Source organism: Streptomyces sp. cg35, from assembly GCF_050410835.1.
GTDB lineage: Bacteria > Actinomycetota > Actinomycetes > Streptomycetales > Streptomycetaceae > Streptomyces.
Map to the genome: position 1 here is coordinate 1,517,696 of NZ_CP191268.1, position 24,790 is coordinate 1,542,485.

The following is a 24,790-nucleotide window of genomic DNA, read 5'->3' on the forward strand; positions in this document are numbered from 1 at the left end:
TTCGGTGCACCCCTTGACTCCCCTTTTCCCTCCGACTGCGCGCCGTTCGGTCGTACAGTCAGCTCTTGGGCATCAGGACGCTGTCGATGATGTGCACGGTGGCGTTCGAGGTCTGCACATCGCCGCAGACGATGTTCGCGGTGTCGTTGACCTTGTACTTCTCGCCCGAACCGGACGTGGTGAGCATGCCGCCCTCCAGTGTCTTGAAGCTGCCGTCGGCCAGCTTGTCCTGCGTGACCTTCTCCCCGACCACGTGATACGTGAGGATCTTGGTCAGCTGGGCCTTGTCGTTGAGGACCTTGTCCAGATCCGCCTTCGGGATCTTCGCGAACGCCTCGTTCGTCGGCGCGAACACGGTGATGTCCTTCGCGTTGTTCAGCGTGTCTACCAGGCCGGCCTTCTTCACCGCCGTGACCAGCGTCGACAGGTCCGGGTTGTTCGAGGCGGCCGTCGCCACCGGGTCCTTGGCCATGCCGTCGAAGGAGCCCGCACCGTCCTTGGGGACGGAGGAGCAGGCCGGTCCGAACGGGCCGGTCATGTCGTCGGCCGACGCGGACGGCGCCAGCGCCGCCAGCGAGAACGGCAGCGCGAGCGCCGCCGCTCCGACCAGGATCCGTGTGCTTACGCGATGAGCGGTCATGATCAACACTCCTTTGCGGCGGGCGAGCGGACCCGCCGGGCCCCCGAGCGGCCCGGGGCCGGTGAGAGCGCGGGCTACCGGGGGTCGGCGCGTCATTCGCGCCCTCACACCAGGAATTCGACGCCACAAGAGATCTGGATTGCACCGTTTTGAGAATTTAGTCACTTTCGGCAATCCGAGGCGGACACTGGTTCCGGATTACCGATGGGGGGCGCACCGATGGTGCGGCGCCATTCGCAGCGGGACCCGCGGGCGCAGGGGAGACAGGAGGGGCGTTCCCGAGGAGGAGTCGGCCATGAACCACTCGAAGATCCGCGCCGGGGTCTGCGCGGCCGCCCTGACCGGGCCTGTGTCCTGACAGGCGTCGCTGCCGCCGGCGGCGCTCACGCTTCCGGCTGGGACCCGGACGGCTGGGGACCCGGCAGTTCCTGGTCGGAATCATGGACCTGGTCAGGGTCCTGGACGGAGTCCGCGGCCGGGGCTTGGTCCTGGTCCGGGAACGGACATGACGACCATGCCGCTCCGGCCGTGGTGACGGCACGGACCGAGGTATACGTCCGTGACGCGCCGACCGTGCACGCGAGGGCTACCGCCACGCTGACCGCGGGCTCCCACATCCGGCTGTTCTGCCAGACCAACGGCGGCCACGCGGACGGAACGTCGGTCTGGTACTTCGACAACGACGCCCACGGCTGGATCAGCGCCTCCCACGTCCGCCCCACCGCCTGGCAGCCGCCCAGCTGCTGACGCCACGGTCACGTCAGCGATCCGTATCCGTCCGTATCCGTCCGTATACGTCCGGTGGGGGCAAGGAGTGACTCACCATGACCACACTTCACGCCGGTCCCCACGCGCGCCCGCGGGTGAAACTCGACGATCATCTGCCGGTCGACCATCGTCTGAGCCGGGTCTACCGGTACAGCGCCGGAATCATGGGCCTGTTCCTGCTGGCGTTCGGTGTCCTGGGGCTCATCCGCCGGATCGGCTTCTTCGACACCGGCGCCAACACCGCCCTCGGCCTCAACACCAACGGAGCCCTGAGCATCCTGTCCCTTGTGGTCGGCGCCGTGCTGCTGGCGGCCGCCGCCCGCGGCGGCAACACCGCGTCCACCGTGAACATGGTGCTCGGCATCGCCTTCCTGCTGGCCGGCTTCGCGTTCCTGTTCGCGCTGGACAGCCGCTTCAACTTCCTCAACTTCCGCATGCAGAACGTCCTGTTCAGCTTCGCCGTCGGACTGCTGCTGATGACCGGCGGCATGTACGGACGCGTCAGCGGAGGCCTCCCCCACGACAACCCGTACTGGCGCTCCCGGCACTCGGGCTGACCAGCGCGTTCGGGGGCTCTCCTCCTCTTGGGTTTCACTCTTTCGAGGAACCGACCAATCCGCGGCGGCGAGCGCACCGGATTCCCGGCGATGGAGGCGGATGGCCTTCACAGTTCCGATCGTTGAGGGATTTTCATGCAGACTCGCCTTCGTCGTGCCGCCGTCGTCGTCGCCGCCGCGGCCATGCTGCCGCTCGCGCTGACCGCGTGCTCCGACAGCGACTCCAAGGACAAGGCCTCCGACAGCGCGTCCTCGGCCGCCTCCAAGGGCTCGGACATGGCCAGCCCCTCCGACGACATGAACGCGATGAGCGAGCCGTTCGGCCCGGCCTGTTCCTCCGTACCCAAGGACGGCGCGGGCTCCTTCGACGGCATGGCCAAGGACCCTGTCGCCACCGCCGCGTCCAACAACCCGGCGCTGTCGACCCTCGTCACCGCGGTGAAGAAGGCCGGCCTCGTCGACACCCTGAACAACGCCAAGAACATCACCGTCTTCGCGCCCACCAACGACGCCTTCGCCAAGATCCCCAAGGCCGACCTCGACAAGGTCCTCAACGACAAGGCCCAGCTCACCAAGATCCTGACCTACCACGTCGTGGGCCAGAAGCTGGCGCCCAAGGACCTGAAGAACGGCTCCTTCGACACGCTGGAGAAGTCGAAGGTCACCACGTCGGGCTCCGGCGAGAACTACAAGGTCAACGACAGTGCGAACGTGGTCTGCGGCAACGTGAAGACCGCCAACGCCAACGTCTACATCATCGACTCCGTCCTCATGCCCAAGAGCTGAACGCCCAAGAGCTGACACGACCGCGCAGGCCGACCGGCGGGACGGCCTGTGTCGAACGGCCTCCGCGCACGCGCCCGCCCCAGATGATTCCTTGGGCATCCGGGGTGCACACGGGCCGCCGGAGTCGGGCCGGGAATGTTGCGGTGCCTTCCCGGCAGGTCGTGTCCAGCGGGCGGGAGGGTTGGGGTCGCGACAGCAACCCCACCCCTCCCGCCCGCTTCTGGCGTTCTGCCGGCCATGACGTCCGGCCCCCAAGGAGCCGACCTCAATGAGCGCAGGCGCCGAACTCCTCGTGCCGCGCCCGGGCCTCGTACAGATCACTGGCGCTGACGTCCCGTCGAGCGAGGGTGGTGCGCCGGGCTTCCGCGCGAGCCTGCTCCATGAGCCGCCTGAACTCTTCGTTCGTCATCGCACTCGCCTCACCAGGACTGCATGGCTGTCACTGGTAATACGTCGCCACACGCGCACCGGACGGGTGCCGATGGCGCCCGGTGCCGGCCTGTCTTCTCACAGGACGGCAGAGAGTCTTTCGCATCCTCGTCAGACACTCTCGCCGTCGCCCTGGCCAACACCCATGACGGTGGCGTCTACACCGCCACCACCGTCCCTGACGGCGACGGCAGTTGGCACGAGACGACCGTCGCCACCGCGCGCAGCGCAGGCCCCACGGCACTGACCGAAACCGACGTCGTCGTCACCGCCAGCCTCGGCGCCGTCCCGTTGGCCCATCTGCTGGCAACGCGCGCAGCCCACGGTGACATTGATGCCGCGCTATGTCGTCGGATCCACGAGGGGTTCTGGCGCCGTCCGATCGGACGGCGCCAGAACCCTTTCGCCGTGCGGCATCAGGTGATGCCCCGGCTTGGCGTGGGGTGGTTGCCTACTTCCACATACCCATGTCGCCGTCGTGGTTCATCGAGCCGTGCTGGCCGCCCATGTGGCCCTCGTCCCAGGCGTGACCGCCCCAGCCGCCCGAACCGTTGGAGCAGCTGTTGCCGAAGGCCGGGTTGAGCAGGCCGATGACGTTGACGGTGTTGCCGCAGGCGTTGACCGGGACGTGCACCGGGACCTGGACCACGTTGCCCGACAACACACCCGGCGAGCCCCAAGCGGCCCCCTGAGCGCCGGCGTCCGCGGACGCGGCACCCGCACCGGCCAGGACCGCACCGCCGACGGTGACCGCGATCGCCGCACTCTTCAGTACACGAGACATGAACTTTCCCTCACTGCTCATACAGCCCCGGCCCAAACGGGCGGAGGCAAGGAACTACTTGCTCCTCACTCGCAATCCGGAGCATCGACGGGACACGGATTGGCCGACGCCTGCGACTTCACCCGTCCGGACCACGCCTCGAACTCCCAGACCAAAGAGGGACGGGCCGACAGAAATCCGAATACGGAAATCTTCAGCCTCGTTGAGGCTCGACGATTCAGCGACAGTCTCTACTGACGCCATGAGATGCCAGGGAACGAGATTGTAAATATTCGGAGTGGAGATATCGCCGGATTGGTCTGCACAGAAAGAATCGGCCGGATGATGGAAGCCTTTCCGCCTTCCGGGGTGCACGGTCACTCTTGATCGCCGAGGCCGTGAACGGATCGGCGCGCGGTGCACGGTGCACGAGGTGAACTGCCAGATCAGCACGGTACTTCCGGCCGATCCAGAAGGGCCTTCCAGGAATCCCTGAGGGCCTTGGCCTGCACCTCTCGTCGAAATCAAGCCCTGGTCCGCTTGCGCGCCCACAGCTTCACCCACGCAGGCCTCATCCTGGACATCGCCCACTGCGTCGTCCACCGCGGCAGCAATCTGAACGACTCACCACCCACCTGACCAACAGTTACGGGACGGCCCTTACAAGTTCGGTTCCGGGCGGAACGCAAAGTTGCAGTTCAAGGTCTCCGACGTGGAGGCATGGACTCGGCAACAGCGTCTCGTCTGACGGGCAAGCTGTTCCAGAGCCCCACCTCAGGCGGCGAGGTCGTGGAGGCCTTGATCGAGAAGCCTTGCTGCCCGCCCGATTGAGGCCGGCATGAGATGCCGGTAATGCGGAACGTGACCTCGATGCTCTTGTGCCCCATCCACTCGGCGACGTCCGTGATGGGGATGTTGTGTGCCAGGCAGTTCGCCGCGAAGAAGTGCCGCCGACGAAGTCCTCGAACCGCATTTGCCCGTAGCGTCGGATGAGTTCGGCCTTGGACGCCGGCGTGTTGGACTTCCGTGCGTACAGCTCGACGAGCCGTTCCTTCGCAGCGTCCTGCGTCCGGAAACCGGTCTCCTCACGCTGTTTTGCCCGCCGCATCGCGGTAGCGGATGAAGTAGGGGTGCGGGCAACGAGTGGGCTGGCTGCACTTGCACGCCTTGGCGAAAGTGCCCACGCCGCGGGCGAGCTGCTTGGGTATGGAAGACAAAGTACTGACCTCGGGCTCGTGCTGACTTTTTGCTGACTCAGCGCCCGTGATGGTGATTCTGATCTTCGGCCGCACCAAACGGCAGCGCCCGTCGGTCGCAGCGGTCCTGCTTGGTCGACGGCAAGATGACAACTCCGTCAACCGCCGCGTGAGCAGGGAATCTCTTGGGAAAGGGTCAGGATCATGACACAGACGACCACGACCTCCACCCGCCCTGCTCACCCGCTACGTCAGCTGCTCGCCGCCTCCGTCGGCAACGCAGTGGAGTGGTACGACTGGTACGCGTACACGTTCCTCGCCACGTACATCGCCGACCAGGTCTTCCCCAAGAGCGCCGACAACTCGCTCGTCCCGCTGCTGTCCACGTTCGCCGTCTTCGCGGTCGGCTTCTTCATGCGCCCGGTGGGCGGGCTGCTGATGGGGGCCGTCGCGGACCGGCACGGGCGGCGGGCCGCCCTCACCGTCACCATCCTCCTCATGGGCGGCAGCAGTCTGCTGGTCGGCATCACGCCCACGTACGCGGCCGTGGGCGTCCTCGCACCCGTCGTCCTGGTGCTGGCCCGGCTGCTCCAGGGTCTGTCCGTGGGGGGCGAGTTCGCGGCGTCCACCACCTTCCTCGTCGAGTCGGCGGGGCCCGGCCGGCGCGGTCTGTTCTCGTCCTTCCAGTACGTGTCCACGTCCATCGGCCAGTTGGTGGCGTCCGGCGTCGCGGCGCTCCTGGTGAGCACCCTCAGCGACGGGCAGATGGACGGCTGGGGCTGGCGTGTCCCGTTCGTCGCGGGCGCGCTGCTCAGCCTCGTCGGGTTCTGGATCCGGCAGGGTGCCCAGGAGACCCGCAGCCAGGACCTCGCCGAACCGGCCGCGCGTCCGCGCCTGTTCGACGCGCTGCGCCATCACCCGCGCGAGTCGCTGCTGATCTGCGGCATCACGGCGGGCGGCACCCTCGCGTACTACACGTGGACGTCGTACCTGCCGACGTACGCGGAACTGAACACGGGCATCGACAAGTCGGACGCGCTGCTCGTCGGCACGATCTCGCTCGCCTTCTTCACGCTGCTCCAGCCCGTCGGCGGCCTGCTCTCCGACCGGTTCGGCCGCAAGCCGCTGCTGCTCTTCTTCGGCCTCGGCTTCGCCCTGCTGAGCGTGCCGCTGCTGCACTCGCTGACGGGCTCGATCGGCTCGCTGCTGTTCGCGCAGTGCGCGGGCATGGTGCTGCTGACCGGCTTCACGTCGATCTCGGCGGCGGTGAACGCGGAGGTGTTCCCGGCGCGGGTGCGGGCCGCCGGGATCGGGTTCCCGTACTCGCTGACGGTCGCCCTGTTCGGCGGCACGGCACCGTACATGGGCACCCTGTTCAAGGAGTGGGGCCACAGCGGCCTGTTCCCCTGGTACGTCGCCGTGCTCTGCCTCGTGTCGTCGGCGGTGTACCTGCGGCTGCCGGAGAGCGCGCACCGGGAACTGGAACGCTAGGGCGTGCCTCCTTGAACGACTGGCGACGGCCGTTCCTTGCAGGCCGGGCCCCCTGGGCGGACCCCACCCGCTCAGGATGTGACAGGGTCCGCGAACCGCTTCGGTCAGGGGCGGGAGAGCTGCGGCCAAGAACGGTCACCGGCCGTCCGGTCACCGGGAGTGTCCGTACGTTGTTCCCATGAGCAGCAAAACCGCGTCCCGGACTGTTCCGGTGTGCTGCATGCCCACTGGGGAGCACGCCTGGGTGGGATTCGACGACGACGATGCCCGCTGGGACCTTCGGGCCGAATTCGCCCGGACGGGGCTGGCCCGTGGGGAACAGGTGTTCTTCTTCACCGACGCCGCCACCACACCCGACCGAGCCGTCGAACGGCTGCGGGCCTGCGGGCTGCCCGCCGGGGCGGCCCTTGCGGAGGGGCGCATCGGAGTGGTCAACGGCGCGCCCGGATACGACCCGGTCACCGGGTTCGATCCAGCGGCCAGAGCCCGCACCTGGGTGGACGTGACGGAGCGGGCCCGACGCCAGGGGTTCACGGGGGCACGGGCGATGGGCGACATGTCCTGGGCCGCCCTGCCCGGCGTCGATCACAGCGTCCTGGTCGACTACGAAGCCGGGCTCACCCCGCTCTTCGCCGAGATCGGATTCACCGCTGTCTGCGAATACGACCGCCGAGAGTTCGACGACGCTGCCCTCGGCCAGGTGTGCGGCGCCCATCCCGTCCGCGTACTGGAGCGTCTGGGCGCCCTGGACATCACCGCGACGGCCCGGGAACTGCGGATCGCCGGGGAGGCCGACCTGACCACACGGGAGGAGTTCGACTCGGCGCTCACGCGTGCCTTGACCGGCTCCGCCCCGCTCACGACGGTCGACCTTTCCGCTCTGTGCTTCATGGATGTCCACAGCGCCGCACTGCTGGTCCACCTCGCCTCCCGGCTTGCGCGCACCACGCTGCTCGAAGTCCGCTGCCGCCCCCGTCAGCTCAAGCTGCTCCGCTTCTGCGGCGCCGCGCAGGTGCCGCAACTGCTGCTGAGCGAAGGGTGATCCGGAATGGAATCCACTCGCCGTGGCGACGCCCCCGACCAGGAGGAGGCCGCTCCCGGTGAAGGGCAGGGCGACAGCACCGCGCGGGCCCTGGCGCAGCAGGTACTGCTCGAGCTGCGCTTCGCCGCGTCGGATCTGTCGCGGCTGCGTCGTCTCGTGGGCATGCACGCCGAGAACGCGGGGCTGCGCGATCCCCGGCTCGGCGACTTCGTCCTCGCCGTGAACGAGGTCGCCGGCCACGCCGTCGGCCACGGCGACAGCAGGGGCCGGCTCCTGCTGGAGGGTGCGCGGGACGCCCTGCGCTGCACCATCGCCGGCAACGGACCGGCCGGGACCGGTCCGGTTCCGCCCGCCGCGCCGCCGGACGGCGACGGGACCGAGACCGAGCGAGGCCGCGGGCTGCGGTTCGCCCGCGCTTTCACCGACCAGCTCGACATCACGGTCTGTGCCGCCGGTACGACCGTCACCCTGGTCATCCTGCTGGCCTGCGCACCGGCGTAGGCGCTGACCGGTCCGGCCGGAGCGGGCGTGCGGTCAGTGTCCGCGCCCCGCCTTCCAGTAGCCGCAGAACATGATGTGGTCCTTCGGTACGCCCTGCTCCACCCAGTGGCGGCGCAGGCCGGTGGCGAGGCCGGACTCGCCGACCGCCCAGCCGTAGAACGGACCGTCGGGCAGGGGCAGTTCGCGGGCCCGGGTGAGCGCCGCCGCACCGGGCACGGGCGGTCCGGTGGCGCCGCGCTCGACCCAGACGACCTCGATGCCGGGCGGCGAGCTCACCTCCTGGCGGTCGTCGGCCGTGGGGACCTCGGCGACGGCCGTGCCCGTGGCGTCGGCGGGCAGCGAGGCGAGCACCCCGGCGAGGGCGGGCAGCCCGGACTCGTCGGCGGCGAGGGCGAACCGGCGCACGCCGTCCGGGGGGTTGAAGCCGATGCCCTCGTCGACGAGGACGACGGCGTCGCCGGCGGAGCAGTTCCCGGCCCAGGCGGACGCGGGGCCCGGCGCGGCGCCGTGACCGTCGCCGTGCAGGACGAAGTCGACGTCCAGCTCCGGGCCGTCGGGACCGTCGGGCCGGTAGGCGCGGACGGTGTAGTTGCGCAGGACGGGCCGGGCGTCCTTCGGCGCGGCGAGCAGTTTGAGGTAGCTGAGCGTGGTGAGCCGCTCGGGCACGCGGTCGAGGGACGCGGCCGTGCCCCGCGGTGCGGGCAGGAAGAGCCGGAACCACTGGTCGTGGCCCATCGGCCGGAAGCGGGCGATGTCGCCGCCGCCCAGGGTGACGCGCATGAAGTGCGGCGAGAGGCGGTCGCGCCGCAGGACGTGGAGCCTGAGGGGCCCCGTCGTCCCGGGCTTGGTCCGCGCTGCCGCGAGGTTGCCGCGCTGCATGGCGTCTCCTCAGTAGTGGGTGCGGACGGCGGTGGGGTCGACGAGTTCCTGGATGCGCAGGCCCACGTCGTAGGGGCCGTGCGCCGGTGTCAGGAAGGCGACGCGGAGGTCCTCGTGCGAGGCGGCCTTCTCCAGGCGCAGCACGAGCCCCCTGCGGTCGAGGCGGACCGGGCGGATCTCGGTCACGTCCGCCAGGTCGTCTCCCCGGACGAGTTCGGCGAGTTCGACCAGGATGTCGGCGTGGCCGGTGTCGAGGTGGCCGAGGAGTTCCGCCTCCTGCGCCGCCAGCGGGTCCGGGGCCGCGGAGGCGAGGGCGGCGGCGTCGAGGGCGCGCACGGTGTCGCCCTCCGCGAGGGCGGCCCGCGCGGGGCGCAGCACCAGGGTGTCGGGCCCCGCGGGCGCGAGGCGTCCGCTGAGCGTGAGCCGGGCCCGCACCCGGTCCCGTACGGCGACCGGCGCGACGTCGGTGACCTCGGCGTGGACGGCGAGTCCGGAGCGCGGGGCGGCGGCGAGTTCGGCGCCGAGCCGGTGGTCGGCCGGATCGAGCAGCAGCAGCCGGGACGCGGCGTCCACGGTGTGCAGCACGACATGGTCGAGGCGGTGTCCGGCGGCGGTCGCGGTCAGCGCCAGCGAACCGGCGGCGGCGAGGATGGTCCTCGCCCGCTCGGCGTCGGTGGGCCGCGGGGGCATGACGGGGTTGGCCATCTCCACTCCTAGGTCAGGTAAGGCTTACCTTACTTAATCTGGGAAGGTGATGACACACCCCGGGGGTGCCGGACGCGCGACGGCCGCCCGGCACCCCGAAGGTTCGCTACAACTCCCGTACCTCGTAAGGGCTTTGCGTCCCGGTGACCTCGACGTCGATGTCCGGGCCGCGTGTCACCCGGTAGACGGCCCCTGCGCCGCCGTCCGGCCCCGGCACCGTCACGGTCACGTCCTCGGCGTCCGGCGTCACCAGGAGGGTCAGCCCGTCGGTCCAGTCGCCGTCGGGCCGCTGGTCGTCCGCGCCGAGGGGGACGACCGCCCCGGGCCTCACGTACAGCGGCAGGCCGTCGAAGCCGTGCCGCTCCATGCGCCAAGCCGGGCCCGTCACCCGCTCCCCCGTCAGCAGGTGCACCCAGGTGCCCTCGGGGAGGTAGAACTCGACGTCGCCCTCGGCCGAGAAGACCGGGGCCACCAGCAGGTCGGGGCCGAGCATGTACTGGCGGTCGAGCGTCCGGCACGTCGGGTCGTCGGGGAAGTCGAGGAGCATCGGCCGCATCACGGGGACGCCGGTGCGGTGCGCCTCGACCGCCGCGCCGTACAGATATGGCATCAGGCGGTGCTTGAGCAGCGTGAACCGCCGGGCCACGTCCACCGCCTCCTCGCCGAAGGCCCAGGGCACGCGGTAGGAGACGTTGCCGTGCAGGCGGCTGTGCGAGGAGAGCAGGCCGAAGGCGAGCCAGCGTTTGAAGACCGCGGGGTCGGGGGTGCCCTCGAAGCCGCCGATGTCGTGCGACCAGAAGCCGAAGCCCGACAGGGACAGGGAGAGGCCGCCGCGCAGGGACTCCGCCATGGCCGTGAAGGAGGCGAAGCAGTCGCCGCCCCAGTGCACCGGGAACTGCTGGCCGCCGGCCGTCGCCGAGCGGGCGAACAGGACCGCCTCACCGGCGCCCCGCTCCTTCTCCAGGAGTTCGAAGACGGTGCGGTTGTAGAGCTGCGTGTAGTAGTTGTGCATGCGCTGCGGGTCGGAGCCGTCGTGCCAGACGACGTCCGTGGGGATCCGCTCGCCGAAGTCCGTCTTGAAGCTGTCGACGCCCTGGTCGAGCAGACCGCGGAGCTTGCCCGCGTACCAGGCGCGGGCCGCCGGGTCGGTGAAGTCGACCAGCGCCATGCCGGGCTGCCACAGGTCCCACTGCCAGACGTCGCCGTTCGGGCGCCGCACCAGATGGCCCTGGGCCGCGGCCTCGTCGAACAGGGCCGACTTCTGGGCGATGTAGGGGTTGATCCACATGCTGATGCGCAGGCCCCGCGCCTTGAGACGGCGCAGCATGCCCACCGGGTCGGGGAAGACCTCGGGGTCCCACGCGAAGTCCGACCACTGGTACTCGCGCATCCAGAAGCAGTCGAAGTGGAAGACGGTGAGCGGGATGGCGCGCTCGGCCATCCCGTCGACGAACGACGTCACCGTCTCCTCGTCGTACTCCGTGCAGAAGGACGTGGTGAGCCACAGGCCGAAGGACCAGGCCGGCGGCAGGGCCGGGCGCCCGGTGAGTGCGGTGTAGCGGCGCAGCACGTCCTTCGGGGCCGGCCCTGCCACCACGTAGAACTCGACCGACTGGTCCTCGACGCTGAACTGGAGCCGGCCGACGGACTCCGTGCCGATCTCGTAGCTGACCTTGCCCGGATGGTTGACGAGGACGCCGTAGCCGCGGGAGGAGAGGTGGAACGGGACGTTCTTGTAGGCCTGTTCACTGCTCGTGCCGCCGTCGGCCTGCCAGATGTCGACGGTCTGGCCGTTCCTGACGAACGGGGTGAACCGCTCGCCGAGCCCGTAGATGTGCTCGCCGACGCCGAGGGCCAGCTGGGCGACCATGTGGTGGGCGCCGTCGGGGGTGGTGGCGAAGGCGGCGCCCTTGCGCTCGATCGCCGTCAGCCGGCGGCCCGTCGTCGTGTCGAGGAAGTCGAGGCCCCACTCCCCCGACGAGTCCAGGCGCACGCTGATCGGGCCCGACGTCAGTTCGGTCACCGTGCCGTCGCGGGTGACGCGCGCGCCGCCCGAGCCCTCCGTGGGCAGCAGCTCGAAGTCGGGGCCGCGGTGCAGCTTGCCCGCGTGGTGGGTGAACCGGACCCCGATGACCCCCTCGGCGGGCGAGAAGCAGTCCACTGTGATCAAAGGGGAGTTGAGGGTGTCCCCCCGGTCGCGGACCTGCCGGACGGCGGCGTACGCGGTGAACCGGTCCGCCGCGACCCGGATGTCGCGGACCTCCGTGGCGTACGAGGCGGAGACTCCTTCACGCATCAGCCAGAAACCGTCGGTGAACTTCATGCGTCAACCCCTCGTGAAGGGAGGTCGGTCCCCCGTGGGATGAAGGTGAGCCGGGCCAGGCGGACCGCGCCGTGCAGCCGGACGGACAGGTCGCGCACGCCGGTGGCGGTGAAGTCGGCGTCCACAGTGGCGTAGGCGTACGGGCCGCCGGTGTCCGGGACCGTGACGCGGCAGTCCGGGCCGAGCTCGACGATTCCCGCGCCGGCCGCCTCGACGCGTACGCCACAGACTCCTTCGGGCCCGAAGTCGCAGTCTCGGTAGCGGAGTTCGCCGGTTCCGGTGACCGCGTCCCCGGCCGTCCGCGTCCGGTCGACGATCTCGGTGCCGCGCTGCTCGTCGTACGCGGCGGCGTCCAGGCCGCGGGCGAGCACCGGCCGGGGCATCCGCGCGTCGCCGTCGAGGGTCAGGCGCGTGGTGAGCCGGATGTCCTCGCTGGAGGCGCCGACGAGCAGGTCGTACATCCCCGCGGCGACGCTCCAGCGGTCGCGAGCGACGTCCCAGTGGCCGAGGTCGGCGACCGGCACGCCGAAGGTGACGCGCTCGGACGCCCCGGCGGCGAGGGGGAGCCTGCGGTGGGCGAGGAGCTGACGGCGCGGGCGTGGCACGGACGCGTCGCGCGGGCGGAGGTACAGCTGCGGCACCTCGTCGGCGGGGCGCGTCCCGGTGTTGGTGACGGTGAACGTGATCTCCAGCGTGTCCGCGGCGCGGGTGACGAGGAGGCCGTCGTAGGCGAACGAGGCGTAGGACAGGCCGTGTCCGAACGGGTAGAGCGGGGCGCCCTCGAAGTAGAGGTAGGTCTGGCGGGAACCGATGATGTCGTAGTCGAGCAGCCCCGGCAGGTCGGTGTCGGCCGCGTACCAGGTCTGCGGGAGGCGTCCGGCGGGTGAGGTGTCGCCCGCGAGGACCCGGGCGAGCGCGCGTCCCGCGGCCTGGCCGCCGTGTGCGGTCCACAGCAGCGCGGGCAGCTCTGCGTGGGCATCGGGGACGGCGTACGGGTAGGCGCTGACGAGGGCCAGGGCGGTGCGCGGGTTCGCCGCGCGGGCCGCGCGCCACAGACGGTCCTGGTGCGGGGGCAGGGCGAGGGTCGTGCGGTCCTCGGTCTCGCGGCCGTTGATGTGCGGGTCGTTGCCCGCCACGACGATCACCACGTCGGCGTCGGCGGCGGCCCGGGCGACGGCGTCCTCGCCGCGCTCCACGAACTCCACGGAAAAGAGGGTGCCCTCGTCGGCAACCCGTACGCCGTCGGCGGCGACATGGACGTACCGACCCGTTCCGTGGTGCCGCAGGAGGTGACCGTCCCCATGGGGTTCGAGTGTGTACGTCTCCTGGACGATCCAGCCGCCGGGCTGCTCGGCGGACGCCCGCACCCGGCCGTCCTCGGCGACCGAGAGATAGCGGCCGTCGGGCGCGCGCAGGGTGACGACGCCGTCGCCCCAGTCGGCCAGGGCGAGTTCGGTGCCGTGCTCGGCCGCGGTGGTGAGCGGCGGCAGGTCGGTGCGGCCCGCGAGGAGGGCGGGGTCGAGGGCGCCGTCGGCGGCGCCGGTCCCCGCCTGCGCCTCCGCGGGGGCGTCGGGGACGACGAGCCACCCGTGGTCGCAGCGCAGCCGCACCCGGTCGACGCCTTCCGCGAAGGTGACGCGGTCCGCGCCGAACCGTGCCCGCAGTCCGTCGAGCGGTGTCGAGCGGTGCAGCAGCGTGCCGCTGTACCAGTCCGTCTTGCACTCGTCGGCGAGCAGCCCGACCACCGCGATCCGGGTGCCGTCGGCCAGCGGCAGCAGGCCGTCGTTCTTGAGCAGCACGACGGCCTGCTCGGCGGCCTCGTGGGCGAGCGCGCGATGTGCCTCGGTGTCGAAGTCCCGTACGTCCGCGAAGGGATCGCCCTCCTCGAACTCGCCGAGCCGCAGCCGCACGTCGAGCTGCCGGCGCACGGCGGTGTCGATGCCGGCTTCCGAGATCAGCCGCTGGTCGAGGGCGCGGCGCAGCCGTCCCACGATCGTCGAGGAGTCCGTGCCGTGGTCGGTGAAGCTGTCCACGCCCGCGGTGAGCGCGGCGGCGACGGCCTCCTCGTGGGTGTCGAAGTAGTGCTCGGAGTCGACGAGGTTGCTGGGCGCGCCCGCGTCCGAGCAGACGAGCAGCTCCTGGTCGGTCCAGGTCCTCAAGTGGGCGCGCAGATACGGCGATACGTGGTTGGGCCGGCCGTTGACCAGGTTGTAGGCGGGCATGACGCCGGCCACGGCGCCCGCCTCGACGGGGGCGCGGAAGGCCCGGAGGTCGTACTCGTGCAGGACGCGCGGGCGCACGGAGGAGTTCGAGGTGTCCCGGTCGGTCTCGTTGTTGTGGGCGAGCCAGTGCTTGAGGACGGGGGCGGTGCGCCAGTACGTGGGGTGGGTGCCGCGCAGGCCGCGGGTGTAGGCGGTGGCGATCGCGGCGGTCAGGTGCGGGTCCTCGGAGTAGCCCTCCTCGTTCCGGCCCCACAGCGGGTGGCGCAGCAGATTGACGGTGGGCGCCCAGACGTTGAGCCCGACGCGGTCGTCGCGGTCGCGCATCGCCCGCACCTCGGCGGAGACGGCGTCGCCGACCCGGCGCACGAGGTCGTCGTTCCAGGTCGCGCCGAGACCGACGGCCTGCGGGAACACGGTGGCCGGCCCCATCCACGCGACGCCGTGCAGTGCTTCCTGTCCGGTGCGGAACGCGGCGAGGCCGGCGCGCTCGACGGCGGGCGTGTACTGGTGCAGCAGCGCGATGCGTTCGTCGAGCGTCAGCCGGGCCAGCAGGCCGTCGACGCGCTTGTCCGCCGGTGGCGCGGAGCCCGGGTGGAGCGGGGTTCTGTCGGTCACGTGCGGGTCCCTTGGCGAAGGTGGATAAGAAATCCTCGAAGCGCTTCGATGCTCCGTATCCGGCCCGGCATGTGTCAAGGGCGTTGCACCGAAAGTCAGTTGAGGAATTCCGCGCACCAATCTTGTGACCCCGGAAACGTTCCCCTAGCCTCGCTGCAACATCGAAGCGCTTCGACACAGATGCGACGCGTTCCTTGAAGGGTGCAGCAATGACGCCGAACTCGCCTTCCGCCCCCGCTCCCAGCCGGAGACGTTTCCTGGCCTCCACCGCCGTGGCCGCCGCTGCCGTGGCCGGTGGGGTGCCGCTGCTCACCGCCTGTGGCGGATCGGACAGCAAGGACCGGGAAGGCACGACGTCCGGGAAGGACGCGGCCAAGCTGCTGCCGGCCTTCGTGGCGAGCAGGCTCGCTCCGCCGGACCTCCCGTCGAAGAACGGCTCGGCGGCGGGCTACACCGGCAAGGTGGAGCTCTCGGCCCTGGCGACCTCGGTCCCGGACAAGCTCGCGACCGGCGCTCCCCTCAAGGTCATGGCCCCGTTCTGGGGCTCCCCGCCGAAGCCCGGCTGCGCCTACTACACGCAGCTCGACAAGGCGGCGGGCACCAGGATCACCTGGCAGAACCAGGACGGCAACGAGTACGGCGAGAAGCTGGGCGCCGTCCTCGCCTCCAGCGCGATCCCCGACATGGTCGTGGTGCCGGGCTGGGAGCTGGTCGGGAAGATCCCGAACGCGGTCACCGCGAAGTTCATGGACCTCGGCCCGTACCTCGCGGGCGACAAGGTCAAGAAGTACGCGAACCTCGCCGCGATCCCCTCCGACTCCTGGCGCATGGGCATCTTCGGCGGCGCGCTGCGCGGCATCCCGATGCCCTCGGCGAGCTCGACCTTCATCGTGCCCTACTACCGCAAGGACATCTTCGACAAGAAGGGCTGGTCCGTCCCCAAGTCCCCTGAGGAGTTCCTGAGTTGGGCCAAGGAGGCGACCAGTTCCAAGGCCAAGGTGTACGCCTGCGGCGACATGAGCTGGACGGCCTTCAACATCTTCGGGGTGCGCGCCTCCGGCCCGCTCGGCTGGACGCTGGAGGGCGGGAAGATGCAGTACCGCGTCGAGCAGCCCGAGTATCTCGAGGCGCTCGAGTGGACCCGCAAGCTGTTCGACGCGGGCGTGGTGCACCCCGATGACAAGGCGCGCTCGGGCGACGCGAGCAACCGGTTCGTCGCGGGCCAGATCCTCGCCTACAACAACGACTTCTCGCACTGGTACACCAAGACCGCCGAACAGGCGAAGTCCAACCCGGACTTCGTCATCGACGGCATGGACATCTTCGGCGCGGACGGCGGCGACCCGGTCCTGCACGCGGGCCAGCCCGCCACCATCTGGTCGTTCGTCCGCAAGGGCGCCTCCAAGGCGACGGTCGAGAACGCGCTCGCCGCCGCCGACTTCGCGGCCGCCCCGTACGGCACCAAGGAACGGATGCTCGTCGACTACGGCGTCGAGGGCACCCACTACACGGTCGAGGACGGCGTCCCGGTCAAGAACGACCTGGGCAACTCCGAGGTCATCAACGCCTGGGTCATGCTGGCCGGACCCGCCCCCTACGTCGCGCACCCCGACCACCCCGGCATCGCCCGCAAGAAGGTCGAGTGGGAGCAGCGGATGGGCGCGTTCGCGAAGAAGACCTCCACGTACGGCATGAACATCGTCGAGCCGTCCCGGTACGCGAACCTCTCCAGCCAGTTCGAGCAGCTGGAGATCGACTACGTGCGCGGCAACAAGAAGCTGTCCGACGTGCAGGCCGCCATCTCCACCTGGAAGTCCTCCGGCGGCGACAAGCTGCGCGACTGGTACCAGAAGCTCGTCGAGAAGAACGGCAGCGGCAACTGATGTCTCTCACGGCCGGGAGCAGGCCCGAGGGCGCGCGTGCCGCGGTGGCCGTCGAGGAGCCGGCGGCCGCCGCCCCGGCCGAGGGGAAGCGGGCGCGCCGGGCCGACCGGGTCCCGTGGCGGGACCGGCTGCGCCGTGACCGGACGCTCATCCTGATGACGCTGCCCGCCGTCGGTCTGCTCCTGCTCTTCAACTACGTACCGCTGCTCGGCAACGTCGTCGCCTTCCAGGACTACGACCCGTACGTCTCCAGCAACGGCATCACGGCGATCCTGCACAGTCCCTGGGTCGGCGTGGAGCAGTTCTCGCGGATGTTCGGCGACCCGCTGTTCTGGGACGCGGTGGGCAACACCCTCGTGCTGTTCGTGCTCCAGCTGGTGCTGTTCTTCCCGGTCCCGATCGCCCTCGCGCTGCTCATCAACAGCGTGATCCGGCCCCGGGTGCGGGCCGTCGCGCAGGCGATCATGTACTTGCCGCACTTCTTCTCGTGGGTGCTCGTCGTCACCGTGTTCCAGCAGGTCTTCGGCGGCGCGGGCATCATCGCCCAGACCCTGGAGAACCACGGGTGGGGCGGCTTCGACCTGATGACGGACGCGAGCCTGTTCAAGTACCTGGTCACCGCGCAGGCCGTGTGGAAGGACGCCGGCTGGGGGATCATCGTGTTCCTCGCCGCGCTCGCCGCCGTCAGCACCGATCTGTACGAGGCCGCCGCGATGGACGGCGCGGGCCGATGGCGCCGCATGTGGCACGTCACGCTGCCCGCGCTGCGGCCGGTGATCGCGCTGCTGCTCGTGCTGCGCGTGGGCGACGCGCTCAGCGTCGGGTTCGAGCAGTTCCTGCTCCAGCGCGACGCCGTCGGGACGGGTGCGAGCGAGGTGCTCGACACCTACGTGTGGAACATGGGCATCCAGAACGGCGACTTCAGCTACGCGGCCGCGGTCGGCCTGGTCAAGGGCGTCATCGGGGTCTGTCTCGTCCTGGGCGCGAACAAGTTCGCGCATCTCCTCGGCGAGCAGGGGGTGTACAAGAAGTGAGCCTCAACACGCAGTTGATCCGCAGCCTGAAGGCCCCGGCCCGGCCCGTGTGGGAGGAGCCGCCGAACCGTGCGGGGCTCACCGCGAAGGGCGGTCTGCTCGCGCTGTGCTGCCTCGGGGTGCTCGGCCCGCTGTGGATCGTGATCGTGACGAGCCTGTCCCCCAAGCCCGTGATCGACCGGGCCGGCGGCCTGGTCGTGCTCCCGCAGGGCATCACCTTCGTCAACTACACGGAGCTGCTCAGCGGCGGCCAGGTCAGCCGGGCCATCCTGGTGTCGGCCGGCGTCACCCTGTTCGGCACGCTGTTCTCGATGGCGGTGTCGGTGCTCGCGGCCTACGGCCTGTCCCGGCCGGGCAGCCTCGGCCACCGGTTCTTCCTGATGACCATGATGGCGACGATGTTCTTCGGCGCCGGCCTCATCCCGACGTACCTGCTGGTGCAGTCGCTGGGGCTGACCGACACCTATCTGTCGCTGATCCTGCCGAGCGCGGTGAGCGTCTTCAACATCCTGGTCCTGCGGGCCTTCTTCATGGGGATCTCGCCCGAGCTCACCGAGTCCGCCCGTATCGACGGGGCAGGTGACCTGCGCATCCTGCTGACCATCATCATGCCGCTGTCGCGGGCGGTGCTCGCCGTCATCTCGCTGTTCTACGCGGTGGGGTACTGGAGCGCCTGGTTCAACGCCTCGATCTACCTCACCGACCAGCGGATGCTGCCGCTGCAGAACGTGCTGATCCAGCTCGTCCAGAAGCACACCGAGGCCCCGACCGGTCTCGCGCAGGCGGTCCGCTCGGGTGAACTGTCCGCGCTGGGGCTGCAGATGGCCGTCATGGTGCTGGCACTGATCCCGGTCGCGGTGGCGTCGCCGTTCGTCCAGCGCCACTTCAAGAAGGGCATGCTGACGGGGGCGGTGAAGGGGTGACCATCGCGCATGAGGGCCGGCTGCTCTTCGGCGGCGACTACAACCCCGAGCAGTGGCCCGAGGAGGTGTGGGCCGACGACGCACGGCTCATGAAGGAGGCCGGCGTCACCTCGGTCACGGTCGGCGTGTTCGCGTGGGCGCGGATCGAACCACGCCCGGGAGCGCGGGAGTTCGGCTGGCTGGACCGGCTCCTCGACCTGCTGCACGCGCACGGCATCGGCGTCGTCCTCGCCACGCCGACCGCCTCCCCGCCGCCGTGGCTGGGCCGCCTGCACCCGGAGACGCTGCCGCGCGACGAGGACGGGCGGACGGTGTGGTGGGGCTCGCGCCAGCAGTTCGCGCACTCCTCCGCCGTCTACCGCCGGCACGCCGCCGCGATCACCGAGGACCTCGCGGTCCGCTACGGCCGGCACCCGGCCCTGCGGATGTGGCACATCAACAACGAGTACTGCACGTTCGACTACGGCGACGAGGCGGCCCGCGCGTTCCGCGACTGGCTGCGCGCCAAGTACGACACCCTCGACGCGCTCAACGCGGCCTGGGGCACGGCCTTCTGGAGCCAGCACGTCGAGACGTGGGAGGACGTGATCCCGCCGCGCCGGGCCCAGTACCTGCGCAATCCGGCCCAGCTCCTGGACTTCCGCCGCTTCACCTCGGACGCGCTCATGGAGTGCTACGTCGCCGAACGCGACCTGGTCCGCCGCCACTCCCCCGCGCACATCCCGGTCACCACCAACTTCATGCCGCTGTGGGTGGGCCAGGACGCCTGGGCGTGGGCGGCGCAGGAGGACGTCGTCTCCGTGGACGTCTATCCCGATCCGCGCGATCCGCTGGGCGGCCAGTACAACGCGATGATCGCGGACATGACGCGCAGTCAGGCGCGGGGGCCGTGGATGCTGATGGAGCAGGCCGCCGGCCCGGTGAACTGGCGCGGGGTCAACCACCCCAAGCCGGCCGGCCTCAACCGTCTCTGGTCGCTCCAGGCCGTGGCGCGCGGCGCGGACGCGGTCTGCTACTTCCAGTGGCGGCAGTCCCGGCAGGGCGCGGAGAAGTTCCACTCCGGGATGCTCGGCCACGCGGGCGAGGAGGGCCGCTCGTTCGCCGAGGTGAAACGGATCGGCGCCGAACTCGCACAGCTCAGCAGCGAGGTGACGGGCACTCAAGTGCCCTCGCAGATTGCTGTGTTGCACGACTGGCACTCCTGGTGGGCGGGCACTCAGGACGGCAGGCCGTCGACGCGGGTCGTGTACGAGGACGTGGTGCGGGCCTGGCACCGGGCCTTGTGGGAGGCCCACCTCACCGCCGACTTCGCGCATCCCGAGCACGACCTGTCCGCGTACGAGGTGGTCGTCGTGCCGCAGCTGTATCTGCTGACGGACGCGGCCGTCGAGAACCTGGTGGCGTACGTGCGGGGCGGCGGGACGCTCGTGTGCGGGTTCTTCACCGGGACGGCCGACGCCGACGACCGGGTACGGCCCGGCGGCATGGACGCGCGGCTGCGGGAGCTGTTCGGTATCCGCACGGTGCACGAGTGGTGGCCGCTGGAGGACCGGGAGACCGTGGACTGCGGGGAGTTCGCCGGCACGCTCTGGTCGGAGGAACTGACGGCGGCGCCCGGCGTCGAGGTGGTGGCCGCGTACCGCGGCGGCGACCTCGACGGGCTGCCCGCCGTGCTGCGCCGCGGCCGCGCCTGGTACCTCTCCACGCTCCCCGAGCCCCCGGCGCTGCGCTCGCTGCTCGCGAACGTGGCCGCCGGGGCGGACGTACGGCCTCCACTGTCCGGCCTCCCCGCAGGGGTGGAGGCCGTACGCCGGGGCGGGCTGCTGTTCCTGCTGCACCACGGGCGCGGTGACGTCACGGTCACGCTGCCGGACGGCACGGCCTACCGGGACGTGTTGAGCGGCGCCGCGCACACGGGGTCCGTGACGCTCGGCCGGTTCGGTGTCGCGGTGCTGGCGCGCGAGGCGCGGGGGCACGGTGCTGCCTGAGCATCCGCACGGCACGTGGGAGCCGGCCCCCGCCGGGCGCTGGGAGGACGCCTTCCTCAGCGGCAACGGCCGCCATGGCGCTCTCGTGTTCGGCGATCCGCACGACGACCGGGTGATCGTCACCCATCATGCGCTGGTCCGCCCGGACGGGGGGCCGCCGCCCCGGCCGCCGGCGCTGGCGGACCGGTTGCGTTCGCTCCAGGACCGGCTGCTGGACGGTGACGCGAGCGCCGCCGAGCGGTTCACGGACGACCGGGAGCTGCGCTGGGTGCAGGCGTTCCATCCGGCCTTCGTCGTGCGGTTCGTGCGGGACAGCGTGGTGTGGCGCGGCTACCGGCGCTCGGTCGACTTCGCGACGGGCGTGGCCGGGGCACGGTGCGGCGGCTGGCACGGCCGGGTGTTCGTGTCCCGCGCGGACGACGTCGTCGTGCAGTACGTCACCGGGCCCGGGCTCGACGGGGCGCTCTCCCTCGACCACCGGCTCTCCGGGGTGCCGAGCGGGCTCGGGGTCGGCCGCTCCGTCGTCCTGACCCCGGCAGGTGCCCAGTTGACGCTGCGCTGCCGGTACCCGGGGAGCGACCTCGCGTACACGGGGGTGACGCTCGCGCTGACGGACGGCGGGCGCGCCGCGGTGAGCGGCACCGGGGTCCGGGTCGTCGGCGCGTCCGGCCTGCTCCTGCTCACGCGGGTGCGCCGGCATCCCGGGGAGCTGGACGCGGGCGCCGAGGCGGCCGGGCTGGCCGCGCTGGTGACGGGCGACGCGGCGACGACGTACGAGCGGCTCCTCGCCCGGCACGAGGCGCTGCACCGCACCGCGTACGAACGGGTCGCGTTCAGTCTGAACGCGCCCCGCACCGAACGCGGCCTGGCGGGCTCCGAGCTGCTGGAGCGGACCGGGAGTCACGCCCTCCTGGAGCGGCTGTTCGCCGCGGGCCGCTATCACCTGCTCAGCGCGTCCGGCGCCCTGCCGCCCCGGCTCACGGGGTTGTGGACCGGCGCGTGGGACACGGCCTGGTCGGGCGCGTTCACCACGGACGCCAATCTCAACCTCCAGACGGCATCCGCGGCCGTCTGCGCGCTGCCCGAGGTGACCGATGCGCAAGGGGCTCTGATTCAGGGGCAGTTGGCGGACTGGCGGGACAACGCGCGGGAGATCTTCGGGGCGCGCGGCATCGTCGCGCCCGCGCACACCGACGGCACGTCGGGGCACGCGTACCACTTCCAGCGCGCCTGGCCCGTGCACCTGTGGACGGCCGGAGCCGACTGGCTCCTCACGCCTCTCGTCGAGCAGGCCGAGACGACGGGGGTGCGGCCCGCCTGGCTCCGTGAGGCCATTCGCGAACTCGCCCTGTTCTACGAGGACTTCCTCACCCGGACGGGCCCCGACGGGCGCGTGGTGGTCGTGCCGTCGTACTCGCCGGAGAACCGGCCCGCGAACGCGAGCTGGGGCACGCTGAACGCCACGATGGACATCGCGGCGGCCCGGCACGCCCTGCGCACCGCCGCCGCGTGGGACCCGGGACCCGACGGCGACCGGCGGCGCGCACTCGCCGACCGGCTGCCCGACTTCCGGATCAACTCCGACGGTGCGCTGGCCGAATGGGCCTGGCCGGGCCTCGACGACTCCTACGACCACCGGCACCTGAGCCACCTGTACCCGGTGTGGCCGCACCAGGACATCAACCCGTACGACACACCGGAGTGGGCGAAGGCGGCGCACCGGGCGCTGGAACTGCGCGGCGCCGAGAACGACTCGGCGCACGGCCACCTCCACCACGCCCTGGTCGCGGCCCGCCTGCGCGACCCGGACCGGGTCACGCAGGCCCTGAGCCGGGTGCTGAGCGGCGACTACTTCCACCGCTCCCTGATGAGCGCGCACTATCCGCGCCGCGACGTGTACAACGCCGACGCCGCGCACACGCTGCCCGCGCTGCTCACCGAGACCCTGCTCCAGTCCGCTCCCGGCCGGCTCGTGCTGCTGCCGGCCCTGCCCGCGGCCTGGCCGCGCGGTTCCGTGTCCGGTCTGCGCACCCGGTTCGGCGCGCGCGTCGACCTGGCGTGGGGCGGCGGCCGCTGCACGGCTCTCGTGCGCCCGGACCGCGACGCGGACGTGGACCTGCAGACCCCCGCCGGCGGATCCGGGCGGCTGCGCCTGACCGCCGGCGAGGACCGCGAACTCGTGCTGAGTACGCGGTAGTTCCTCCCCCACGAAACCCCACCGACCATGGAAAGGGACACCATGGCACCCACCGCACGACCCTCCGTACGACGCCGCACGCTCCTCGGCTCCGCGCTGGCCGCCTCGGCCGCGCTCGCCCTCGCCGCCGCCCCCGCGCAGGCGGCGGTCTGGTCGTCGTCCGAGCAGTGGGGCAACTACACCACTTCGGACGGCTACACCCTCTACAACAACATCTGGGGCTCGGGCGCGGGCTCCCAGACGATCTGGGCCAACTCCTCGTCGAACTGGGGCGTGTGGGCGAACCACCCGAACACGGGCGGCATCAAGTCCTACCCGAACGCGAAGAAGGTCGTGAACAAGCCGATCAGTGCACTGTCCTCCCTCACCAGCGGCTACAACGTGACGGTGCCGTCGTCGGGCGCGTACAACACGTCGTACGACATCTGGGACAGCGACTACGACCACGAGGTCATGCTCTGGGTCAACTACAACGGCGCCGTCGGCCCGCTCGGCACCTCGCAGGGCACTGTCACGCTCGGCGGTCACACCTGGACCGTCTACAAGGGGAACAACGGCGCCAACGAGGTCTACTCGTTCCTGCGCACCTCGGACTCGACGTCCGGCACGGTGAACATCCTGCCGATCCTGAAGTGGATCAAGGACACCAAGGGCTGGTGGGGCGACGAGACGATCGGTGACGTCCAGTTCGGCTACGAGATCACGTCGTCGGCCGGCGGCCTGGACTTCACCACGAACAGCTTCAGCGTCTTCGGCGGCTGACGCCGTCCGATGCGCGGCTCAGGCTCCGGGGGGGCGCCTGAGCCGCGCTCTCGCGCACGGTCAGCTCCGGTGCGATCAGGGCGACTTCCTCGTCCGAGCCGCGCCCCTCGATCCGGGCGATGACCTGCTCGACGGCGCGCCGCCCCATCTCCTGCGCGGGCACCGCGACCGAGGTGAGCGGCACCGAGGCGTGCGCGGCGACCTGCTCGGGGCAGACGGCGACGACCGACACGTCCTCGGGCACGGCGCGGCCCGACTGGCGCAGCAGGGCGAGCAGCGGGTCGGTCGCGGCCTCGTTCTGCACGACGAACGCGGTCGTGCCGGGCCGCTCGTCGAAGATCCGCGACAACGTTGCCGAGACCGAGGCGTACGAGCCCTCGCAGGGGCGGTGCAGCAGCCGCAGGCCCAGTTCGTTGCTGCGCTCGCGCAGGCCCGTCAGGGTCCGCTCGGCGAATCCGGTGCGCCGCTCGTACACCGCGGCGGCCTCGCCGATGACCGCGATCTCACGGTGCCCGAGGTCGGCCAGGTGCTGGGCGCAGACGGCTCCGGCGGCGGCGAAGTCGAGGTCCACACAGGTGAGTCCCGCGGTGTCGGACGGCAGTCCGATCAGGACGGCGGGGCGGCTCGCGCTGCGCAGCAGCGGCAGCCGCTCGTCGTCCAGCTCGACATCCATCACGATCATGGCGTCGGCGAGCGCGCTGCCCTCTATGCGGCGCACCGCCTGGGCGCCCTCCTCGCCGGTGAGCAGCAGGATGTCGTAGCCGTGGGTGCGGGCGGCGGTGGCGACGGCCATCGCGATCTCCATCATCACCGGCACGTACATGTCGGTGCGCAGCGGCACCATCAGCGCGATGATGTTCGACTTGCTGCTGGCCAGGGCCCGCGCGCCCGCGTTCGGGTGGTAGCCGAGCTGGCGCACGCTGCTCTCGACGCGCTCGCGGGTGGCGGCGGAGATGGACCGCTTGCCGCTGAGGACGTAGCTCACGGTGCTGGCGGAGACTCCGGCGTGCCGGGCGACCTCGGCGAGCGTGACCATGTCGTTCTCCTGAGCCGTTACGAAAGGACGAAGCGACGCCGGCGCGAAGC

At 70.9% G+C, this 24,790-nt stretch carries 20 protein-coding genes and 1 pseudogene; 12 read left to right on the forward strand and 9 right to left on the reverse strand.

The window, feature by feature from the left end:
- Positions 1-58 precede the first annotated feature (58 nt).
- Entirely contained in the window at positions 59-640 is a 582-nt protein-coding gene (locus ACQUQD_RS07305; protein ID WP_428951141.1) for a fasciclin domain-containing protein, read from the reverse strand.
- Positions 641-1,168: 528 nt separating this feature from the next.
- Between ACQUQD_RS07305 and ACQUQD_RS07310 the strand changes: the two genes are divergently transcribed.
- The 3 genes from ACQUQD_RS07310 (at position 1,169) to ACQUQD_RS07320 (ending at position 2,751) form a co-directional block, all read left to right on the forward strand.
- Positions 1,169-1,387: a hypothetical protein gene (locus tag ACQUQD_RS07310; RefSeq protein WP_428951142.1), complete on the forward strand. Its 219-nt coding sequence runs from the start codon at positions 1,169-1,171 to the stop codon at positions 1,385-1,387.
- A 77-nt stretch (positions 1,388-1,464) separates the two neighbouring features.
- Complete coding sequence (locus ACQUQD_RS07315; protein WP_428951144.1) at positions 1,465-1,965, forward strand: DUF4383 domain-containing protein; 501 nt, start codon at positions 1,465-1,467, stop codon at positions 1,963-1,965.
- A gap of 135 nt (positions 1,966-2,100) precedes the next feature.
- A complete protein-coding gene (locus tag ACQUQD_RS07320; RefSeq protein ID WP_428951145.1) occupies positions 2,101-2,751 on the forward strand; it encodes a fasciclin domain-containing protein in 651 nt (216 codons plus the stop codon).
- Between the two features lie 265 nt (positions 2,752-3,016).
- Here ACQUQD_RS07320 and ACQUQD_RS07325 read toward each other — a convergent pair whose 3' ends face one another.
- The 3 genes and pseudogenes from ACQUQD_RS07325 to ACQUQD_RS07335 form a co-directional block, all read right to left on the reverse strand.
- Positions 3,017-3,160: a hypothetical protein gene (locus tag ACQUQD_RS07325; protein ID WP_428951146.1), complete on the reverse strand. Its 144-nt coding sequence runs from the start codon at positions 3,158-3,160 to the stop codon at positions 3,017-3,019.
- Between the two features lie 471 nt (positions 3,161-3,631).
- Positions 3,632-3,964, reverse strand: coding sequence for a chaplin (locus ACQUQD_RS07330; RefSeq protein WP_428951147.1), 333 nt, complete (start codon positions 3,962-3,964; stop codon positions 3,632-3,634).
- 753 nt (positions 3,965-4,717) lie between these two features.
- Positions 4,718-4,893 (reverse strand): annotated as a pseudogene (locus ACQUQD_RS07335) (tyrosine-type recombinase/integrase); the annotation flags it as partial.
- A 450-nt stretch (positions 4,894-5,343) separates the two neighbouring features.
- Between ACQUQD_RS07335 and ACQUQD_RS07340 the strand changes: the two are divergent.
- The 3 genes from ACQUQD_RS07340 to ACQUQD_RS07350 all read left to right on the forward strand — a co-directional run bounded on the left by ACQUQD_RS07340 (position 5,344) and on the right by ACQUQD_RS07350 (position 8,173).
- Positions 5,344-6,630, forward strand: a complete 1,287-nt coding sequence (locus ACQUQD_RS07340; protein ID WP_428951148.1) for an MFS transporter — start codon at positions 5,344-5,346, stop codon at positions 6,628-6,630.
- A gap of 178 nt (positions 6,631-6,808) precedes the next feature.
- Positions 6,809-7,672 (forward strand): MEDS domain-containing protein, encoded by an 864-nt coding sequence (locus ACQUQD_RS07345; RefSeq protein ID WP_428951149.1) that lies wholly within the window; start codon positions 6,809-6,811, stop codon positions 7,670-7,672.
- A 6-nt stretch (positions 7,673-7,678) separates the two neighbouring features.
- Positions 7,679-8,173, forward strand: a complete 495-nt coding sequence (locus ACQUQD_RS07350) for an ATP-binding protein (RefSeq protein ID WP_428951150.1) — start codon at positions 7,679-7,681, stop codon at positions 8,171-8,173.
- A 33-nt stretch (positions 8,174-8,206) separates the two neighbouring features.
- Here ACQUQD_RS07350 and ACQUQD_RS07355 read toward each other — a convergent pair whose 3' ends face one another.
- From ACQUQD_RS07355 to ACQUQD_RS07370, 4 genes are all read right to left on the reverse strand, one after another.
- The gene (locus ACQUQD_RS07355; protein ID WP_428951152.1) at positions 8,207-9,052 is read right to left on the reverse strand and encodes a siderophore-interacting protein; all 846 of its coding nucleotides are present in this window, start codon (positions 9,050-9,052) and stop codon (positions 8,207-8,209) included.
- 9 nt (positions 9,053-9,061) lie between these two features.
- A complete protein-coding gene (locus ACQUQD_RS07360) occupies positions 9,062-9,757 on the reverse strand; it encodes a DUF2470 domain-containing protein (RefSeq protein ID WP_428951153.1) in 696 nt (231 codons plus the stop codon).
- 106 nt (positions 9,758-9,863) lie between these two features.
- Entirely contained in the window at positions 9,864-12,080 is a 2,217-nt protein-coding gene (gene yicI / locus ACQUQD_RS07365; RefSeq protein WP_428951154.1) for an alpha-xylosidase, read from the reverse strand.
- Positions 12,077-14,917, reverse strand: coding sequence for a glycoside hydrolase family 3 C-terminal domain-containing protein (locus tag ACQUQD_RS07370; protein WP_428951155.1), 2,841 nt, complete (start codon positions 14,915-14,917; stop codon positions 12,077-12,079). Before ACQUQD_RS07370 ends, yicI begins: the two co-directional genes overlap by 4 nt.
- 209 nt (positions 14,918-15,126) lie before the next feature.
- On the opposite strand from ACQUQD_RS07370, the gene ACQUQD_RS07375 reads away from it, so the two are divergent.
- The 6 genes from ACQUQD_RS07375 to ACQUQD_RS07400 are packed head-to-tail and all read left to right on the forward strand — an operon-like array spanning position 15,127 to position 23,704.
- Positions 15,127-16,800: an extracellular solute-binding protein gene (locus ACQUQD_RS07375; protein WP_428951156.1), complete on the forward strand. Its 1,674-nt coding sequence runs from the start codon at positions 15,127-15,129 to the stop codon at positions 16,798-16,800.
- Positions 16,800-17,834 carry an ABC transporter permease gene (locus ACQUQD_RS07380; protein ID WP_428951157.1) on the forward strand — a complete coding sequence of 345 codons (1,035 nt, stop codon included), beginning with the start codon at positions 16,800-16,802 and terminating at the stop codon, positions 17,832-17,834. The genes ACQUQD_RS07375 and ACQUQD_RS07380 overlap by 1 nt, the downstream gene beginning before the upstream one ends.
- The gene (locus ACQUQD_RS07385; protein WP_428951158.1) at positions 17,831-18,757 is read left to right on the forward strand and encodes a carbohydrate ABC transporter permease; all 927 of its coding nucleotides are present in this window, start codon (positions 17,831-17,833) and stop codon (positions 18,755-18,757) included. The genes ACQUQD_RS07380 and ACQUQD_RS07385 overlap by 4 nt, the downstream gene beginning before the upstream one ends.
- Positions 18,754-20,745 (forward strand): beta-galactosidase, encoded by a 1,992-nt coding sequence (locus ACQUQD_RS07390; protein ID WP_428951159.1) that lies wholly within the window; start codon positions 18,754-18,756, stop codon positions 20,743-20,745. The genes ACQUQD_RS07385 and ACQUQD_RS07390 overlap by 4 nt, the downstream gene beginning before the upstream one ends.
- Positions 20,735-22,942 (forward strand): glycosyl hydrolase family 95 catalytic domain-containing protein, encoded by a 2,208-nt coding sequence (locus tag ACQUQD_RS07395; RefSeq protein WP_428951160.1) that lies wholly within the window; start codon positions 20,735-20,737, stop codon positions 22,940-22,942. Before ACQUQD_RS07390 ends, ACQUQD_RS07395 begins: the two co-directional genes overlap by 11 nt.
- Positions 22,943-22,984: 42 nt before the next feature.
- Entirely contained in the window at positions 22,985-23,704 is a 720-nt protein-coding gene (locus ACQUQD_RS07400) for a GH12 family glycosyl hydrolase domain-containing protein (RefSeq protein ID WP_428951161.1), read from the forward strand.
- On the opposite strand, the gene ACQUQD_RS07405 is transcribed toward ACQUQD_RS07400, so the two are convergent.
- Complete coding sequence (locus tag ACQUQD_RS07405; RefSeq protein ID WP_428951162.1) at positions 23,685-24,740, reverse strand: LacI family DNA-binding transcriptional regulator; 1,056 nt, start codon at positions 24,738-24,740, stop codon at positions 23,685-23,687. The genes ACQUQD_RS07400 and ACQUQD_RS07405 overlap by 20 nt on opposite strands.
- Between the last annotated feature and the right edge of the window lie 50 nt (positions 24,741-24,790).